Below are 13,834 nucleotides of genomic sequence, written 5' to 3'. Positions count from 1 at the left end.
GAAGGTGAAAGAACTCCGGCAGGACATTCCTGCGCTGGCGACGCCGCTCAATGTGCTGTTGGTGCTGTGGATGGTCGTGGGTCGGGGACTGTTCGTGCCGATGGGATGGATGGCGCTTTTCGGTGTTCTCGCATCGCCGATACTGCTCTTCCTCCTGTGGCTGACGACGCGGATGATGCGTCAGCGTGGGCGCCGTGAGCTCACCTCCGGGCAGGCCTGGGCTCAGATCGTGTTGTGGGCAGCGATGTTGGTGTTCGGACTTGCCTGCGTCGACGGCGGCGACAGCCCCACCCCCTTTCCGTCGGTGCTGATGAAGCTGCTCGGAGAGGGGCCGGCGATGAAGACCGTCAGCGGTGTGCTGTTCGCTGCATCGGTTTTCGTCGGGATCGGCGCGTGGATCGTGTTGCACGGGAAGCTGACCAGGGACATCGCGACGGCGCAGCCTGCTCAACAGCCGTATCCCTACCCCGGCCACCCGCCGAGCCAAACCGGCCCGAGACCGTTGACCTGACCGGCCACGACTAGGCTGAACGCCATGGCAGCTGACTCGTCGTCCACCCCATCTTCTGTGCCGGCGGCTTCGGGCGCCGACTACGCCGACACCGCCAGCGCCGCCTATCAGGCCGCGCTGCAGGTCATCGAGTCGGTCGAGCCCCGGGTGGCCGCGGCCACCCGCAAAGAGCTTGCCGATCAACGGGATTCGCTCAAGTTGATCGCCAGCGAGAACTACGCATCGCCTGCCGTGCTGCTGACCATGGGCACCTGGTTCTCCGACAAGTACGCCGAGGGCACGGTGGGGCACCGGTTCTACGCGGGCTGCCAGAACGTCGACACCGTCGAGGCGCTTGCCGCCGAGCATGCGCGCGAATTGTTCGGCGCGCCCTATGCCTACGTGCAGCCGCACTCCGGCATCGACGCCAATCTTGTTGCCTTCTGGGCGATCCTGGCCACCAAGGTGGAGGCCCCCGAACTCGCCAACCTGGGCGCCAAGCACGTCAACGATTTGTCCGAAGCGGACTGGGAAACCCTGCGCAACAAGCTGGGCAACCAGCGGCTGCTCGGCATGTCGCTCGACGCCGGTGGCCACCTCACTCACGGCTTCCGGCCCAACATCTCGGGCAAGATGTTCCATCAGCAGAGCTACGGCACCAACCCGGAGACCGGGTTCCTCGACTACGACGCCGTCGCCGCAGCGGCCCGCGAATTCAAGCCACTGATCCTGGTCGCCGGATACTCGGCGTACCCGCGCCGCGTGAACTTCGCCAAGATGCGGGAGATCGCCGACGAGGTGGGCGCGACGCTGATGGTCGACATGGCGCACTTCGCGGGTCTGGTGGCGGGCAAGGTGTTCACCGGTGACGAGGATCCCGTGCCGCACGCGCACGTCACCACCACCACGACACACAAGTCGCTGCGCGGTCCGCGTGGCGGCATGGTGCTGGCCACCGAGGAGTTCGCGCCCGCGGTCGACAAGGGTTGCCCGATGGTGCTCGGCGGCCCGCTCTCACACGTGATGGCCGCCAAGGCCGTCGCGCTGGCCGAGGCCCGCCAGCCCGCGTTCCAGGCCTACGCGCAGCAGGTGGCCGACAACGCCCAGGCGCTGGCCAACGGCTTCACCAAGCGTGATGCCGGGCTGGTCACCGGCGGTACCGACAACCACATCGTGCTGCTCGACGTGCGGTCGTTCGGGCTCACCGGCCGCCAGGCCGAATCAGCGCTGCTGGACGCGGGCGTCGTCACCAACCGCAACTCGGTGCCCGCGGACCCGAACGGCGCCTGGTACACCAGCGGTGTCCGGCTGGGCACCCCGGCGCTGACCAGCCGCGGATTCGGCGCCGACGACTTCGACCGGGTCGCCGAGTTGATCGTCGACGTGCTGTCCAACACGCAGCCCGACGGCTCGTCCAAGGCCAAGTACAAGATGGCCGACGGCACCGCCGAACGCGTCCACGCCGCGTCGGCTGAACTGCTCGACGCCAACCCGCTGTACCCGGGCCTGACGCTCTAGCGGGCGTCAGGCGGCGGTCAGTGGTGGCCGCCGCCCCCGCCGCCCCCGCCGCTGTGGCCGTTGTACCCGGGCTGGGCGATCTCGTCCTCGGTGAGTTGATCGCTGGTGTCGGGCACCATGGTCGGCACACATGACAGTGAGTAGCTGTCCTGCACCTCATCGGATGTGCAATCGTCGGCGAGAGCGCGTGGCGTCGAACCGAATATCGCGGCTGTGATCGGTACGAGGATGAGGCCTGCGGCGGCGGTGGTGACAAGAATCCGGCGTGCTTGCGGTTGGATTGTCATGGTTCAGCGTAGAGCGCATTTGTGCAGCTAGATTGCATAACCAGGAGACTCACAGGAGCCGTCTGCGTGGTGTGCGACACGCCGTCCCGGCCCGATTTCAAGGAATGTGTGTACTAGGGTTACAGTTACTTCATGGCACAGAAACCTGTCCCTAATGCGCTGACCCTCGAGCTGGAGCCGGTGGTGAGCGCCGAGCTGCGTCGTCACATCGATTCTGAGGATCTCTGGTACGCCCACGATTACGTGCCGTTCGACCAGGGCGAGAACTTCGCATTCCTAGGTGGACGGGACTGGGATCCCTCCCAGGTGACCCTGCCCAAGAAGGTCACCGACGCCTTGGAGATCCTGCTGATCACCAAGGACAATCTCGCCGGGTACCACCGCGAGCTGGTCGAACACTTCATCCTGGACGAGAAGTGGGGCCGGTTCCTGGGCCGCTGGACCGCCGAGGAGCATCTGCACGCTGTCGCCCTGCGCAACTATCTGGTGGTCACCCGTGAGATCGACCCGGCCGCCAACGAGGACGTCCGCGTCGAGCACGTGATGAAGGGCTACCGAGCCGACAGCTTCAGCCAGATCGAGACCCTGGTGTTCATGGCGTTCTTCGAGCGCGCCCACGCGGTGTACTGCCGCAACTTGCAGGTCCAGGCCGCGGAACCGGTGCTCGCATCGCTGATGGGCCGGATCGCCAGTGACGAGGAGCGTCACGAGGAGTTCTTCGCGAACCTGGTGTCGTTCCTGCTCGAGCGCCACCGCGACGAAACCGTCGCCGCGATCGCCGCCCGCGCCGCCGAGCTCGACCTGATCGGCGCGGATATCGACGCGTACGGCGACAAGGTGGCGCTGGTGGCCGAGGCAGGCATCTTCGACAAGGCCGCCCTGCGCACGGTGATCGCCGATCGCATCGCCGCATGGGGTCTGGCAGGCGAGGCCCAGCTCCAGCAGTTCATCAACACTTAACGTGCCGGCGGGTTAGCTACGGCGCGCCTGTCAGGCGCATTCGGCGCGGCGGGGGTAGCGTCGATTCCGATGGCTAGCGACATGCTCTGCTGTCCGGGCGGTACCGATCGTATTGATTGCGAGAGGACCGGCCCCGGTCCTGGTGCCGCAGCGTCCACCGAGAAGTTCGTGTGGGGCCGCGTAACGAGCTTCGCCTCTAGGAGCGCCACGTGACTGATTCGCCTGTCCGTACCTATGTGCTCGACACTTCCGTGCTGCTGTCCGATCCATGGGCCTGCAGCCGGTTTGCTGAGCATGAAGTGGTGGTTCCGCTGGTTGTCATCAGCGAACTGGAAGCCAAACGGCATCACCACGAGCTGGGCTGGTTCGCCCGGCAGGCACTGCGGATGTTCGACGATCTGCGTCTCGAACACGGACGGCTGGACCAGCCGATTCCGGTTGGGACACAGGGCGGGACGCTGCACGTCGAGCTGAACCACAGCGATCCGACTGTGCTGCCGCAGGGCTTCCGTACCGACAGCAACGATTCCCGCATCCTGACCTGTGCGGCCAACCTGGCCGCGGAGGGCAAGCGAGTCACGTTGGTGAGCAAGGACATTCCGCTCCGGGTCAAGGCGGGCGCGGTGGGCTTGGCCGCCGACGAATACCACGCCCAGGATGTCGTGGTCTCGGGCTGGACCGGCATGACCGAGATGGATGTCGCCGCCGAGGACATCGACACGATGTTCGCCGAGGGTGAGATCGACGTGGCCGATGCCCGGGATCTTCCGTGCCACACCGGAATTCGTCTGCTCGGCGGAAACTCGCACGCGCTGGGGCGGGTCAACGCCGACAAGCGCGTGCAGCTGGTCCGCGGTGATCGCGAAGTGTTCGGCCTCCGGGGAAGGTCAGCCGAACAACGCGTCGCATTGGATCTGCTGCTCGACGAATCCGTCGGCATCGTCTCGCTGGGCGGCAAGGCAGGCACCGGCAAGTCGGCGCTGGCGCTGTGCGCGGGCCTGGAGGCGGTGCTGGAGCGCCGCACCCAGCGCAAGGTCGTGGTGTTCCGTCCGCTGTATGCGGTCGGTGGCCAGGATCTCGGCTACCTGCCCGGCAGTGAGAGCGAGAAGATGGGCCCCTGGGCGCAGGCCGTCTTCGACACGCTGGAGGGCTTGGCCAGTCCCGCGGTGCTCGAAGAGGTGCTCTCACGCGGCATGCTCGAAGTGCTGCCGCTGACCCACATCCGTGGTCGCTCGCTGCACGATTCGTTCGTCATCGTCGACGAGGCGCAGTCACTGGAGCGCAACGTGCTGCTGACCGTGCTGTCGCGGCTGGGCGCCGGCTCACGCGTGGTGCTCACCCACGATGTCGCACAGCGGGACAACCTGCGGGTCGGCCGCCATGACGGCGTCGCGGCGGTCATCGAGAAGCTCAAAGGCCACCCACTGTTCGCCCACATCACGCTGCAGCGCAGCGAACGCTCGCCGATCGCCGCGCTGGTCACCGAGATGCTGGAGGAGTACAGCCCCGCTGCACTTCCCTGAGTGATTGATGTGCACCTCCCGTGACGGCGCCCGTCACGGGAGGTGGACAAATCGCCAGCCGGTAGGCTGCCGGAGTGGTGAGACTCCCCAACAGCCAGGCGTGGCGATGGACCGTAATCGGCATTTTCGTCGCCGTCGTGGTCCTCGTGGCTGGTGCGGTCACCGGGCACGTGCGGCGCGCGTCGGCCGATGACGTCAACTGCGCAGTGGAGAAGTGCGTAGCCCTGACCTTCGACGACGGCCCCAGTCCGTACACCGACCGGCTGCTGAAGATCCTGCAGGACAACGACGCCAAGGCGACGTTCTTCGAGATCGGCAACAAGGTCGCCGCCAACCCCGAGGGGGCCAAGCGGGTGGTCGAGGCGGGCATGGAGCTCGGCCAGCACACCTGGGAACACCCCAACATGACGACCATTCCGCCGGAGGACATCCCGTCACAGCTGTCCAAGGCCAGCGACGCCATCGAGCAGGCCACCGGCCAGCGGCCGAAACTGCTGCGCACCGCGGGCGGTCTGATCAACGACCAGGTACTGGCGGAGGCCAAGAAACAGGGGCTGGCCGACATCAACTGGGACGTCATCCCGTTCGACTGGGCCAACGACTCGAACACCGCGGCCACCCGCTACATGCTGATGACCCAGATCAAACCCGGCTCGGTGGTGTTGTTCCACGACACCTACTCGTCCACCGTGGATCTGGTGCAGCAGTTCATCCCGGTGCTCAAGGCCAACGACTACCACCTGGTGACGGTCAGCCACCTGCTCGGCCCCCGCGAGCCGGGCACGAGCTATGGCAGCCGCGAGAACGGCCCGCCCGTCAACGGTCTGCAGGACATCCCGCCCGCGAGCATTCCGACGCTGCCACCCACACCGTCGCCGCCTCCCATGCCGAACTTCCCGATCACCGACATCCCCGGGGCCAATTCCGGTGGGGTCAACAACGGGGCGTGAGCCGGTGAGGCGCACATCGCACCCGGTTGAGGACCAAAGACCCTAACCGGATCAGCCGTCCGGGACGACGCTGGTGGCATGCCCGACACCATGTTCGACAGCGCCACCATCACCACAGCCGTCCAGCTGGCCTCGCGCGCACCGTCATTGCACAACACCCAGCCGTGGCGCTGGGTGTACACCGGCGAGACCCTGCAGCTGCATCTCGACCCCGAACGCGTGGTGCGTGCCACGGACCGGTCGGCCCGCGAGGCGGTCATCAGCTGCGGCGTGATGCTCGACCACGTCGTGGTCGCGATGGCCGCCGCGGGCTGGGACACCGGCGTCGAGCGGTTCCCCGATCCCAACCACCCCGACCACCTGGCGACGCTGCAGTTCAGCCCGCTCGACTTCGTGACCGACGCGCACCGCAGGCGTGCCGATGCGATCCTCGCGCGCCGCACCGACCGGTTGCCGATGGCCGCGCCTGCTGACTGGGAGTCCTTCGAACCGTTGTTGCGGGCGTGGCTGGACACCGGCCCGGTGCACCTCGACGTGCTGACCGACGAGATGCGCCCGCAGCTGGCCGAAGCAGCCATGCTCAGTGAGTCGCTGCGCCTCTACGACTCCGGATATCACGCCGACCTGGCTTGGTGGACAACGCCTTTCGCGACGACCGACGGGATTCCACAGAGCGCGCTGGTGTCCGCGGCGGAAAGTGACCGCGTCGCGGTGTCCCGGGCGTTCCCGGTGACCGCTCACACGGACCGTCGGCTGGCCATCGGCGAGGACGCCGCGCGCATCGTCGTGCTGTCCACCGACGGCTACAGCCGCGCCGACGCGCTGGATGCCGGTGAGGCGTTGTCGAAGGTGTTGCTCGAGAGCACGATGGCAGGCTTCGCGAGCTGCCCGGTGTCACAGGTGACCGAGCTGCACGCCAGCCGCGACATCGTCGCCAACCTGATCGGGCGCGACGCGTGCCCGCAGGTTCTGGTGCGGATCGGGCTGGCTCCCGTCCTCGACGACGTGCCGCCGCCCACCCCGCGTCGGCCCGTCAGCGACTTCCTCACCATCGCTTAGGGATTGGCGATGTGATTGCGCTCGACGCCGACTGCGGCGAGACTCAGGACATGATCAGAGTCTTCCTGGTCGACGACCACGAGGTGGTCCGCCGCGGCCTCATCGATCTGCTCAGCGCCGACCCGGAGCTGGACGTGATCGGGGAGGCCGATTCGGTGGCCCAGGCGCTGGCCCGGGTGCCCGCGAGCGCACCCGATGTCGCGGTGCTCGATGTGCGGCTACCCGACGGCAACGGCATCGAGCTGTGCCGGGAGTTGTTGTCGCGCATGCCCGATCTGCGGTGCCTGATACTGACGTCGTTCACCTCCGACGAGGCGATGCTGGACGCGATCCTCGCGGGCGCCAGCGGCTACGTGGTCAAGGACATCAAGGGGATGGAGCTCGCGCAGGCCATCAAGGACGTCGGGGCAGGCCGGTCATTGCTGGACAACCGGGCCGCCGCGGCGTTGATGGCCAAACTGCGTCACGACGCCGAGCATGCCGATCCGCTGTCGGGGTTGACTCAACAGGAACGGGTGCTGCTCGATCTATTGGGCGAGGGCCTGACCAACAAGCAGATCGCGGCCAGGATGTTCCTCGCCGAAAAGACCGTGAAGAACTACGTGTCGCGGCTGCTGGCCAAGCTCGGCATGGAGCGTCGGACTCAGGCCGCGGTCTTCGTCTCCAAACTCGAACGTCCCAGCTAGGTTGGAGCGGTGGCCGACGATCTGCGAGGAACGCTGTCGCAGTTGCGATTGCGCGAATTGCTGACGGAGGTCCAGGACCGGGTCGAGCAGATACTGACCGGACGCGATCGGATCGACGGACTGGTCGAGGCCATGTTGGCGGTCACCTCGGGCCTCGAACTCGATGTCACGCTGAAAACCATCGTGCACACCGCGATCCAGTTGGTCGACGCGCGTTACGGTGCCCTGGGCGTGCGCGGCGAAGGACATGAGCTGACGCAGTTCGTCAACGAGGGCATCGACGACGCCATGCGGGAGAGCATCGGCCACTTGCCCGAGGGGCGCGGCGTGTTGGGTGTGTTGATCGACGATCCGAAACCCATTCGGCTCGACGACATCCGGCTGCATCCGGCGTCAGTGGGCTTTCCGCCGAATCACCCGCCCATGCGCACATTCCTCGGTGTCCCGGTGCGCATCCGCGACGAGGTGTTCGGCAATCTGTACCTGACCGACAAGACCACCGGGCAACCGTTCAGCGAGGACGACGAGGTGCTGGTGCAGGCGCTCGCGGCGGCGGCGGGCATCGCCGTCGAGAACGCCCGCCTCTACGAACAGTCCCGGGCGCGGCAAGCCTGGATCGCGGCCACCCGAGACATCGGCACGGAGTTGCTCGGCGGCACCGATCCGGCCAGAGTTTTCCGGCTGGTGGCTGACGAGGCACTCAAGCTGACCGGTGCCGACGGCACGGTGGTCGCCGTGCCCGCCGACGCCGACGCCGACCACGGTGACGTCGCCGCGCTCATGGTGGCCGCCACCGCGGGCACGGTGCGTGACTGCGGCACCGCGTCGATCCCGGTGACGGGCACGGCGGTGGGCGAGGTCTATCGCGCGGGCGCACCGCAGCGTCGCGAACTGTTGGAGCTGTGTGGGTTCACCGGACCTGCGCTGGTGCTTCCGCTGCGTGCCACCGACACCGTGGCCGGTGTACTGGTGGCACTGCGCACCCGGGGTGGCCCGGCCTTCACCGACGAACAGATGGACATGGTCGCGGCGTTCGCCGACCAGGCCGCGTTGGCCTGGCAGCTGGCCAGCTCGCAGCGCCGGGTGCAGGAGCTGGAAATCCTCTCCGACCGTGAGCGCATCGCGCGTGATCTGCACGACCACGTGATCCAGCGGCTCTTCGCCGTGGGATTGTCGCTGCAGGCCACCATTCCGCGAGCCCGCTCAACGGATGTGCAGCAGCGGCTGACCGACAGCGTGGATGATCTGCAAGCGGTCATCCAGGAGATCCGCACCGCCATATTCGACCTGCACGGGCGTTCGGCCGGGGCGACGCGGTTGCGGCAACGGCTCGATGAAGTGCTCACGCAGTTCACCGGCAGCGGCCTGCACACCACCACCCAGTTCATCGGCCCGCTGTCGGTTGTCGATGCCGTGCTCGCAGACCACGCCGAGGCGGTGCTGCTGGAGGCGGTCAGCAACGCGGTAAGGCACGCTGCGGCAACCGAACTCGTTGTGCGCGTGGAAGTGGCGGACGATCTGAGCATCACGGTGAGCGACAACGGGACCGGCATCACCGGGGCGGTTACCGAGAGTGGGCTGGCGAATCTGCGTCACCGCGCCAAGGCCTCCGGCGGGCAGTTGAGCATCGAAAGCCGTTCCGGCGGTGGCACAGTGGTGTGCTGGACGGCACCTCTGCCCGCCTAGACCCGCAGGCGCGTCAGGCGTTTTGTGGCGCCAGGGCACCCACCAGTGGCGTGTCCACGCCCAACCGGCCGAGCGCGGCGGCACCACCGGGAGAACCGAGCGGTGCATCCCTGCCCGGCAAAATCTCACTGAAGAATGCGGCGTTGTCCGCCAGATGCGGTAGCTGGTCGTCGGGAAGATCGGTTTCGTAGTAGATCGCCCCCGCGTCGCACTCCAGCCGGCACGCCCCGCAATCCACGCACTCATCGGGATTGATGTAGAGGGACCGTGCGCCCTCGTAGATGCAGTCCACCGGGCATTGCAGGACACAAGCTTTGTGCATGACGTCGACACATGCTGTTCCGATCACGTACGGCATGGTCACACCGTACGTAGCCGGACGGGCCGAGAGGGTCGGGCGAAAGTCCTTTTGGCCGAGGACCAAAGTCACTTTCACTGCCGTGCGCGGCGCGAGAACTCCGGCGAGCAGACACAGAATCGCCCATTCCCTGAAGGAAATGGGCGATTCTGTTGGGGGCACCTCCCGCTTGCGGGGGACTGCTCGCGCAGGGAAAGTTACTGGCCGTCCTTGACTTTCGCCATGGCGAGAACGTCGAGGCGCTTGTCGAGCTCGGCTTCGGAAAGCTTGTCGCCGATGAGGCCGCGATCGATCACGGTCTGCCGGATGGTCTTCTTCTCCTTGAGGGCCTGCTTGGCGACCTTCGCGGCTTCTTCGTAACCGATGGCCGAGTTCAGCGGTGTCACGATGGAGGGCGAGGACTCCGCGAGTTCGCGCAGATGCGCTTCGTTGGCGACCAGGCCGTCGATGCAGCGCTCGGCGAAGAGCCGGGACACGTTGGACAGCAGCGTGAATGACTCCAGCAGGTTGCGCGCCATCATCGGGATGTAGACGTTGAGCTCGAATGCGCCGGAAGCCCCGCCCATGGCGATGGCGGCGTCATTGCCGACCACCTGGCAGGCCACCTGGGTAACCGCCTCGGGCAGAACAGGATTGACCTTGCCCGGCATGATCGAGCTACCCGGCTGCAGATCGGGCAGCTGGATCTCGCCGAGACCGGTCAGCGGCCCGGAGCCCATCCAGCGCACGTCGTTGGCGATCTTGGTCAGCGACACCGCGATGGTGCGCAGTGCGCCGGACGCTTCGACCAGGCCGTCACGTGCCGCCTGGGCCTCGAAAGAGTCCACGGCAGTGCGCAATTCAGCAAGACCGGTTTCGTTGACCAACACCTCGACCACCTTGGCGCCGAATCCGTCTGGCGCGTTGAGGCCGGTGCCGACGGCGGTGCCGCCGATGGCGAGCTCACCCAGGCGGGGGAGCGTGGCCTTGACCCGCTCGATGCCTGCCTCGATCTGGCGGGCGTAGCCGCCGAACTCCTGGCCCAGGGTCACCGGCACGGCGTCCATCAGGTGCGTGCGGCCCGACTTGACGGTGGTCCGCCACTGCCTGGCCTTGGCGGCCAACGAGGCGTGGAGCACCTCGAGTGCCGGAATCAGGTGGCGCACAGCGGCTTCCGTTGCCGCGATATGCGTAGCGGTTGGGAACGTGTCGTTGGAGCTCTGCGACATGTTCACGTCGTCGTTGGGGTGCACCGTCACACCGTCGCGCGCGGCGATCGACGCGATCACCTCGTTGGTATTCATGTTCGAGCTGGTGCCCGAGCCGGTCTGGAACACGTCGATGGGGAACTGGTCGTCGTGCAGGCCGTCGGCGATCTCCCCGGCCGCGGCGATGATCGCGTCGGCCTTCTCCGGTGCCAGCAGGCCAAGGTCCTTGTTCACCTGGGCGCATGCGGCTTTCAGCAGGCCCAGCGCCCGGATCTGGGTGCGCTCCAACCCGCGGAACGAGATCGGAAAGTTCTCTACCGCTCGTTGGGTCTGAGCCCGCCAGAGGGCGTTGATCGGCACCCGGACTTCGCCCATGGTGTCGTGCTCGATTCGGAATTCACCTTCGACTGCGCTGTCGGCGGACATGTGCTCCCTTTTGTGTGCGATGGAGTTGTTCGGGTGGATTACGGCAGAGGTCGGACGGCGGCCGCGTCACCGATGAAATCGATGGCGGAATATTCGTTGAGCTTGGACAGCCGGTGGTAGGCCTCGATCATCCGGACGGTGCCGGACTTGGACCGCATGACGATCGACTGCGTGGTGCAGCCCCCGCTGGCGTAGCGCACGCCCCTGAGCAGGTCGCCGTCGGTGACGCCGGTGGCGCAGAAGAAGACGTTCTCCCCGGACACCAGCTGTTCGGTGACCAGTACCGCGTCGAGGTCATAGCCCCGCTCGATGGCCTTCTGGCGCTCGGCGTCGTCCTTGGGCGCCAGTTGGGCCTGGATCGCGCCGCCCATACAACGGATCGCGGCCGCGGCGATGATGCCCTCGGGGGTGCCGCCGATGCCGGCCAGGATGTCGGTGCCCGAGTTGGGCCGGCAGGCCGCGATCGCGCCTGCGACGTCGCCGTCGGTGATCAGCCGGATCCGGGCGCCGGCGTCGCGGACATCGGCCATCAGCTTCTCGTGGCGGGGCCGGTCGAGGATGCACACCGTCACGTCCTCGGTCGCCAGGCGCTTGGCCTTGGCGACCTTGCGGACGTTCTCGCCGATCGGGGCGGTGACGTCGATGACGTCGGCGGCTTCGGGGCCGACGGCGATCTTGTTCATGTAGAAAACGGCCGACGGGTCGAACATCGCACCACGCTCGGCGACTGCGAGCACCGAGATGGCGTTGGGCAGACCCTTGCTCAGCAGGGTGGTGCCGTCGACAGGGTCGACCGCGAAGTCACAGTTGGGGCCGTCGCCGTTGCCGACTTCCTCCCCGTTGTAGAGCATCGGGGCGTTGTCCTTCTCGCCCTCGCCGATCACCACGACGCCGCGCATGGAGACCGAGTTGACCAGCTCCCGCATGGCGTCGACGGCGGCGCCGTCACCGCGTTCTTTGTCGCCGCGGCCGACCCACCTGCCTGCGGCCATGGCTCCCGCCTCGGTTACCCGGACGAGTTCGAGGGCAAGGTTGCGATCCGGGGCTTCGCCGCGAGTGGGACTCATGGGCTGATTCTCCCAGAACCGGCCGGCGTTCTGCGAGCTGGGATACTGCAACCATGACCACCCAGCCCACCCCGGTTCCGAAGCCAGAAAAGTCTCGGTTGCTGCAGGATGGCCGGGACATGTTCTGGTCGATGGCGCCGCTGGTACTGGCGTGCATCGTGCTCGCCGGCATGCTCGGCATGTGCTCGCTGGCGACCGACGGACCGGGCCGTGGACCTGCGCCGGTGTACGACGCCGCGGCTGGGCTGCGCGCCGACGCCGACGCGCTCAAGATCCCGCTGCGAGTGCCCCAACTGCCTGCCGGCTGGCAGGCCAACTCCGGTAGCCGCGGCAGCATCGACGGCGGCATGACCCTGCCCGACGGGCAGCGCGGGCGTGCGGTGTGGTCGCGGGTCGGCTATCTCACACCCACCGGCGCGTACTTGAGCCTGACTCAGAGCAACGCCGACGAGACCGCGTTGGTGTCCTCGATCAGGGCGGGCGGGTATCCGTCGGGCACTCAGAACGTCGACGGGGTGACCTGGGTGGTGTACGAGAGCGAGAGCCCCGAGTCGGTGTGGACGACGCGCCTGAGCGGTCCGGTGCAGATCGCGATCACGGGAGCCGGTGGTACGGATGAGTACCGTACGCTGGCGGAAGCGACGCAGAAGCAGTCGCCACTTCCCGTCAAGCGATAACGGATGGAGCTGGTGAATGACCGCACCAGAAGCTGATCTCACGGGTTGGACCGTCGCACCGTTCTCGGCGGCCGACCAGACCTACGACGTGTACCGCAAAGGCGAGGGGCCCGGCGTCGTCCTGATCCCGGAAATCCCCGGCCTGCATCCCGGCGTGCTGGCGCTGGGTAATCACCTGGTGGACAACGGCTTCACTGTGGCGGCCCCGTCACTGTTCGGCACCCCTGGCGCACGCGCGGTGCGTCCGGGCGCTGTCCCGGTGATGATGAAGGCTTGTGTGACAAAGGAATTCGCGGCCTTTGCGACCAACGCCGACCGGCCCGTCGCCCACTACCTGCGGGCGCTCGCCCGCGACCTCAATGCAAGCACACCCGGAAAGGGCGTCGGCGTGATCGGGCAGTGCTTCACCGGTGGATTCGCGCTGGCCGCGGCCGTCGACGACAGCGTGCTGGCCCCCGTGCTGAGCCAGCCCTCGGCGCCGATCGCGCTCACCGCGAAGATGCGCCGGGATCCCGGGCTCTCGGAGGAGGAGCTCAAGATCGTCGAGCAACGTGCCGCCAACGACGGCCTGTGTGCTCTGGGCCTGCGTTTCAGTGAGGACCGCCTGGCCCCCGGCGCGCGGTTCGGAACCCTCAAGTCGCGGCTCGGCGATGCCTTCGAGGTCATCGAGATCGATTCGAAAAAGGGCAATCCGCACGGGATTTCGCCGATGGCCCACTCGGTGCTCACCGACCAGGTCCGCGAGGTCGACGGGCATCCCGCCTACGAGGCGCGCAAGCGGGTGGTCGAGTTCCTCAAGACGCGTCTGACGGCGGCGTAGCGGGCCCGGTGGCCGGGGCGGTCTCCGCGCTCCCGGCGGTGGTCGGGGGGGGGGGGGGGGGGCGCGCGGGGGGCCCCCCCCGGGGGGGGGGGGGGGGCGGGGGGGGCGGGGGGGGGGGGCGGCGGGGGGGGGGCCGGGAG

Annotated in this window: 14 protein-coding genes; 10 read left to right on the top strand and 4 right to left on the bottom strand. The window is 67.3% G+C overall.

Features of this window, described 5'->3' with window-relative positions:
* Window positions 1-4: 4 nt before the first annotated feature.
* The gene (locus A5784_RS28645; RefSeq protein ID WP_064948252.1) at window positions 5-511 is read left to right on the top strand and encodes a hypothetical protein; all 507 of its coding nucleotides are present in this window, start codon (window positions 5-7) and stop codon (window positions 509-511) included.
* A 24-nt stretch (window positions 512-535) separates the two neighbouring features.
* Entirely contained in the window at window positions 536-2,008 is a 1,473-nt protein-coding gene (locus A5784_RS28640) for a glycine hydroxymethyltransferase (RefSeq protein WP_064948251.1), read from the top strand.
* A gap of 17 nt (window positions 2,009-2,025) precedes the next feature.
* On the opposite strand, the gene A5784_RS28635 is transcribed toward A5784_RS28640, so the two are convergent.
* Complete coding sequence (locus A5784_RS28635) at window positions 2,026-2,295, bottom strand: hypothetical protein (RefSeq protein ID WP_064948250.1); 270 nt, start codon at window positions 2,293-2,295, stop codon at window positions 2,026-2,028.
* Between the two features lie 132 nt (window positions 2,296-2,427).
* Between A5784_RS28635 and A5784_RS28630 the strand changes: the two genes are divergently transcribed.
* The 6 genes from A5784_RS28630 (at window position 2,428) to A5784_RS28605 (ending at window position 9,159) form a co-directional block, all read left to right on the top strand.
* The gene (locus tag A5784_RS28630) at window positions 2,428-3,255 is read left to right on the top strand and encodes an acyl-ACP desaturase (protein ID WP_064948249.1); all 828 of its coding nucleotides are present in this window, start codon (window positions 2,428-2,430) and stop codon (window positions 3,253-3,255) included.
* Between the two features lie 209 nt (window positions 3,256-3,464).
* Complete coding sequence (gene phoH2, locus A5784_RS28625; RefSeq protein WP_064948248.1) at window positions 3,465-4,778, top strand: RNA 5'-3' helicase PhoH2; 1,314 nt, start codon at window positions 3,465-3,467, stop codon at window positions 4,776-4,778.
* Window positions 4,779-4,852: 74 nt separating this feature from the next.
* Window positions 4,853-5,728 carry a polysaccharide deacetylase family protein gene (locus A5784_RS28620; RefSeq protein ID WP_064948247.1) on the top strand — a complete coding sequence of 292 codons (876 nt, stop codon included), beginning with the start codon at window positions 4,853-4,855 and terminating at the stop codon, window positions 5,726-5,728.
* Window positions 5,729-5,806: 78 nt separating this feature from the next.
* The gene (locus A5784_RS28615) at window positions 5,807-6,787 is read left to right on the top strand and encodes an Acg family FMN-binding oxidoreductase (RefSeq protein WP_064948246.1); all 981 of its coding nucleotides are present in this window, start codon (window positions 5,807-5,809) and stop codon (window positions 6,785-6,787) included.
* Window positions 6,788-6,837: 50 nt separating this feature from the next.
* Window positions 6,838-7,473: a hypoxia response regulator transcription factor DosR/DevR gene (gene dosR / locus A5784_RS28610; protein WP_064948344.1), complete on the top strand. Its 636-nt coding sequence runs from the start codon at window positions 6,838-6,840 to the stop codon at window positions 7,471-7,473.
* Window positions 7,474-7,482: 9 nt separating this feature from the next.
* A complete protein-coding gene (locus A5784_RS28605) occupies window positions 7,483-9,159 on the top strand; it encodes a GAF domain-containing sensor histidine kinase (protein WP_064948245.1) in 1,677 nt (558 codons plus the stop codon).
* A gap of 13 nt (window positions 9,160-9,172) precedes the next feature.
* On the opposite strand, the gene fdxA is transcribed toward A5784_RS28605, so the two are convergent.
* The 3 genes from fdxA to glpX form a co-directional block, all read right to left on the bottom strand.
* Window positions 9,173-9,517 (bottom strand): ferredoxin, encoded by a 345-nt coding sequence (fdxA, locus tag A5784_RS28600; RefSeq protein ID WP_064948343.1) that lies wholly within the window; start codon window positions 9,515-9,517, stop codon window positions 9,173-9,175.
* A 197-nt stretch (window positions 9,518-9,714) separates the two neighbouring features.
* Entirely contained in the window at window positions 9,715-11,130 is a 1,416-nt protein-coding gene (locus A5784_RS28595; RefSeq protein WP_064948244.1) for a class II fumarate hydratase, read from the bottom strand.
* Between the two features lie 38 nt (window positions 11,131-11,168).
* Window positions 11,169-12,197 (bottom strand): class II fructose-bisphosphatase, encoded by a 1,029-nt coding sequence (gene glpX, locus A5784_RS28590; protein WP_064948342.1) that lies wholly within the window; start codon window positions 12,195-12,197, stop codon window positions 11,169-11,171.
* A 53-nt stretch (window positions 12,198-12,250) separates the two neighbouring features.
* Between glpX and A5784_RS28585 the strand changes: the two genes are divergently transcribed.
* Window positions 12,251-12,874: a DUF4245 domain-containing protein gene (locus A5784_RS28585; protein ID WP_064948243.1), complete on the top strand. Its 624-nt coding sequence runs from the start codon at window positions 12,251-12,253 to the stop codon at window positions 12,872-12,874.
* A 16-nt stretch (window positions 12,875-12,890) separates the two neighbouring features.
* Complete coding sequence (locus tag A5784_RS28580) at window positions 12,891-13,694, top strand: dienelactone hydrolase family protein (protein ID WP_064948242.1); 804 nt, start codon at window positions 12,891-12,893, stop codon at window positions 13,692-13,694.
* Window positions 13,695-13,834: the final 140 nt, after the last annotated feature.

Origin of the sequence: Mycobacterium sp. 852013-50091_SCH5140682, from assembly GCF_001665685.1 — a bacterium.
In the GTDB taxonomy this organism is placed as follows: Bacteria; Actinomycetota; Actinomycetes; order Mycobacteriales; family Mycobacteriaceae; genus Mycobacterium.
This window is presented reverse-complemented; position numbering and strand designations above follow the sequence as displayed.

Coding starts and splice junctions, on each gene's coding strand:
- fdxA (WP_064948343.1), bottom strand. CDS start 9,517: ATGCCGTACGTGATCGGAACAGCATGTGTCGACGTCATGCACAAAGCT.
- glpX (WP_064948342.1), bottom strand. CDS start 12,197: ATGAGTCCCACTCGCGGCGAAGCCCCGGATCGCAACCTTGCCCTCGAA.
- A5784_RS28635 (WP_064948250.1), bottom strand. CDS start 2,295: ATGACAATCCAACCGCAAGCACGCCGGATTCTTGTCACCACCGCCGCC.
- A5784_RS28595 (WP_064948244.1), bottom strand. CDS start 11,130: ATGTCCGCCGACAGCGCAGTCGAAGGTGAATTCCGAATCGAGCACGAC.
- A5784_RS28615 (WP_064948246.1), top strand. CDS start 5,807: ATGCCCGACACCATGTTCGACAGCGCCACCATCACCACAGCCGTCCAG.
- A5784_RS28585 (WP_064948243.1), top strand. CDS start 12,251: ATGACCACCCAGCCCACCCCGGTTCCGAAGCCAGAAAAGTCTCGGTTG.
- dosR (WP_064948344.1), top strand. CDS start 6,838: ATGATCAGAGTCTTCCTGGTCGACGACCACGAGGTGGTCCGCCGCGGC.
- A5784_RS28640 (WP_064948251.1), top strand. CDS start 536: ATGGCAGCTGACTCGTCGTCCACCCCATCTTCTGTGCCGGCGGCTTCG.
- A5784_RS28630 (WP_064948249.1), top strand. CDS start 2,428: ATGGCACAGAAACCTGTCCCTAATGCGCTGACCCTCGAGCTGGAGCCG.
- A5784_RS28580 (WP_064948242.1), top strand. CDS start 12,891: ATGACCGCACCAGAAGCTGATCTCACGGGTTGGACCGTCGCACCGTTC.